This window comes from Nostoc sp. UIC 10890 (genome assembly GCF_054786515.1).
Genome location: NZ_JBSGKF010000074.1, coordinates 1 through 3403 on the forward strand (window position 1 = coordinate 1; position 3403 = coordinate 3403).

Annotated in this window: 3 protein-coding genes; all 3 read right to left on the reverse strand. The window is 38.5% G+C overall.

Annotation, left to right across the window (positions count from 1 at the left end):
• On the reverse strand, nt 1-2058 hold a 2058-nt coding region (locus ACWATR_RS38980; protein WP_460345443.1), incomplete at its 3' end, for a hypothetical protein.
• Nucleotides 2058-2462 (reverse strand): hypothetical protein, encoded by a 405-nt coding sequence (locus tag ACWATR_RS38985; RefSeq protein ID WP_460345446.1) that lies wholly within the window; start codon nt 2460-2462, stop codon nt 2058-2060. The genes ACWATR_RS38985 and ACWATR_RS38980, both read right to left, overlap by 1 nt.
• A gap of 445 nt (nt 2463-2907) precedes the next feature.
• On the reverse strand, nt 2908-3150 hold the full coding sequence (locus tag ACWATR_RS38990) for a hypothetical protein (protein WP_460345449.1): 243 nt from the start codon (nt 3148-3150) through the stop codon (nt 2908-2910).
• Nucleotides 3151-3403: the final 253 nt, after the last annotated feature.

Consider the following 3403-nt stretch of genomic DNA (forward strand, 5'->3'; position numbering starts at 1 on the left):
TTTTAGGAAGGTTTTTGTAGCAAGATTATTCCTACGTATTTTTTCGGGGAAAGCTGTCATTAAAAGACTTTCACAATCCTCGACTGTTAGAGAGCCTTTGAGAATTTCAGATCGATGTTCTTCTATATCTCTAATAAGATCTATAAAATGATCTTTATACCACTGAATCTGGGCTATCCGCGACAAAATAAAATTAAAAATCTTTTGTGTATCCCAGCTTAGATAAAGGCTTTTACCATACAGCTGTTGTTCAATGTTCTGATAGCCTCGTCCTGCAAGATCACTTCTTATAAAGACCTTGATGTGTATATATCTAGATAGCCTAGAATCTGTTTCAACGGTTTGCATAAATCTAAAAAGAGCTTCAGCATACGCAAAAATAAGCTTGGCATTAAATGCTGTTTCAAGACCATCTATGAAAAAAGTACGTTTTGGCTTTCCTTGTATCTTTTCAAGAATCCGCAAAATTGGGTCATCGTTTATAGGCTGCTCCATCTCTTGGGAAAACAATCTTGCTAATACTTCGGTAGATGTTTCAGGTGCATCAATTGCAGCAGAAAGTAAATGCCACCATAACTTTTCAGGTGCATCTTTATAAAGATCTGCTGCTCTCGATAATTCTGGACTAGGAGATTTTAGCCCTTTACCATCTTTGCTGTTTGAGTCAACTAATAATGGTTCACCAATCCTAGCTTTTGTAAGCTCTCGAAGTAACCGAGTCTTACCTGTTCCCTTCCGCCCTAAAACGTAGGAAATTGAATTATTAGGGACACTGAGTTCTCGAAGAGCTTCTGTTTGAATCAAATCGCCTTCATCAGAAGCACCACTTGGACTAAGAACTGGAGCATTTTCGATTATATCCTCAGTTTTTTTAGAACTAACATCAAGAATGCTACGCAGTTTACTGAGTGAACCGATGCTCAAACCAGACAACTGACTCTTGTCTGGCAATCTACTTTGCCGAAAGGCACTGTCATAAGACCAAACAATCCAGTGATCTTCAAGTTCAACAGAAGAGATTTCTGCCTCTTGTTCAAAATCATCTGAGGTTTCAGCAGCTTCAGAAATTGTTTCAGCAAGAATATCTAACAGCGAATCTATCTGCATATTATTACGTTGCCGATACGAGATTAAGTCCTCATCATCTGGTTTCCACGAAACAAAAACACCAGGGTTAGCAGAGTTAGTTCGGAGAACTGATTTTATAAATTGCTCGGCGGGTCGCCACTGCTCATCAAGCCGCACACAAACAACTGTGGGAGCTGGAAGTGTACTCATCCAGGGCAAGGTTATAGGCGAAAGTCCTGACCTATGATCAATCAATAGAGCATTATATTGTTTGTTAGTTGCGAATTGTAAGATACGGCGAGCAGCATCTTCGATAATCATAGGTTCTAGAGCGCACCGAAGAGCAAATGCAGATGCATCAATATCAAATTCTTCTGACTTGGGTCTACAAGCTAATAAATCTACATATCCATCTCCTTCTGCTGGTGTTCTGACACGCTCAGGAACTATGTCAGAGGTAGATTGGACAACTCCTAGTAGTGTTCCCGACAGAGTACGAGAAGTTCGAGCATAAATTATATCAAGTGAAGGAGCTTCGATATCACTATCAACTACAAGAACTTTCCACCCATCTTCTGCTAAAGCTGTTGATAAAAGTCCAAGCAGTGTGGAACGAGCTTGACCTCCCTTGTAGCCATAGAAATGAATAACTTTAATTCCTAGAGGTCGCTGCTCTATCGAACCTACTGTGTCTAGTTCTTGATTAATGAGAGCACTAAGCCAATGATGACCTCTATCAGCATTGTTAGGATATTCTGTTAAAAATTCATCAGAAGTAAGCAGTCGTAATGAAAGCAGAGAGTTTCGCAGAACTTTTCGTAGTTCTGCCACACTAATTTTAACTGATGTACAGAAACTAAGTTCACGTTCATCCGGCTCAAGGTTAGTAAAGCTAGGTGATATGCAAATTATATGGACGTATGGAAATCGAAATACCGTTTTGACTTCCCCAACTTTTTTTGCTGCTTTTAGGAGTTGATTTGCATTCATTACAGGCTTATTCCTTTACTAATAAGGCTAGTTCTAATATCCTTAATAATTTCTAAAGCTTCTTTTAACTGGTTATCTGTGGATTTTCCAGGAAAATCAGCTTCATGCCTAAGATATCTAATGTCGGGATAGCGATTAGCATCAACCTTAACCTCAGATCCGTTTCTATGAGTGCAGTATAAAGCAGAAAGTTTAGATTCTAGCTGTGTTCCTAAAGAAGTTTCACCTAGCTCAGTAGTCAGCCAATCAATGATGCAATGCCCTGTTTTCCATGAGCCAAATTGAGAAAGATGATCTTTTATCGAAAGTTCTAGCACTACCAATGAACAGTACAGGCATAAAAGAGGATTGCTAGGATTTGACCCACCAACTTGAAAAGATTTTTGATTGTAACTGTGAGGCATAGTGAATAAATCAATAATTTAGGTCTGGATATTGGTTAATTTTCCGGGTATAAATTATATCTACTACTTGTAGCGAACTGCAAACATAAATCTTCAATCCTTGAGGCAACTTAACTCAAAACTATAATTCCCATAGACAGGGTAACGCCATAACAGATGAAACTGAATTGACCAATAAATGTGCAACTTACGCCAAAAGTTGCCAAGAACCAGCTTATGGTTGAAAATGTGTGACTTAAAGGAAAAGATTGCCGTTTTTTAAAGGATAAGCTTGCCGCCACGGATGCTGAAAGCCCTATTGTTTCGATTGGTTATGAATTGCTGTATGTTTCGGCTTCCCAAAATCTAATAGTAGAAACAAATTTACCTAACTCTATTGCTACCCGTTCCATCGAAAAACCAACCTTTTCGCGTGATTCTCTCAAATCTATAAAGATTAATAGCTTCAATCATCATCAGCATCAGTACCCTTGGTTGTGTCTCCTCCTCTAGTTTCGCCAATCAACTGAGCGTCTGGAGAAATAAAGCCTCGCTCTTTACCTAACCGAAAAAAATGAGTTTCGATGTATCTATTCACACTAGTATTTTCTTCCCTAGCTAATTTAGCCAAAGTTTCTACCACTAACTCATCAATTCGGAAGGAAACAGGCTTTCTTTTTCTGGACATAAACAGCAGCAAGACTTGCATTGACACCTCCTTATATTACATTTGCTGTGCTTTTCATTGCGTTATACAGTTAAAGGTAATGCAAAAATATAGCATATTGCAATGCTTTTGCTATACAAATATTTTATGCTGAATGCCAAAAACTTGGAATACACCTGATAGCAAAAGTATTGCAAAAGCAATGCAATTGGTTTATATTTATTTCAAGGGCAAGGAAAGCGAACCGCCTGCACCCAAACGCAAAAAGGGTTCGCAAGTCAACCATTACAAACCA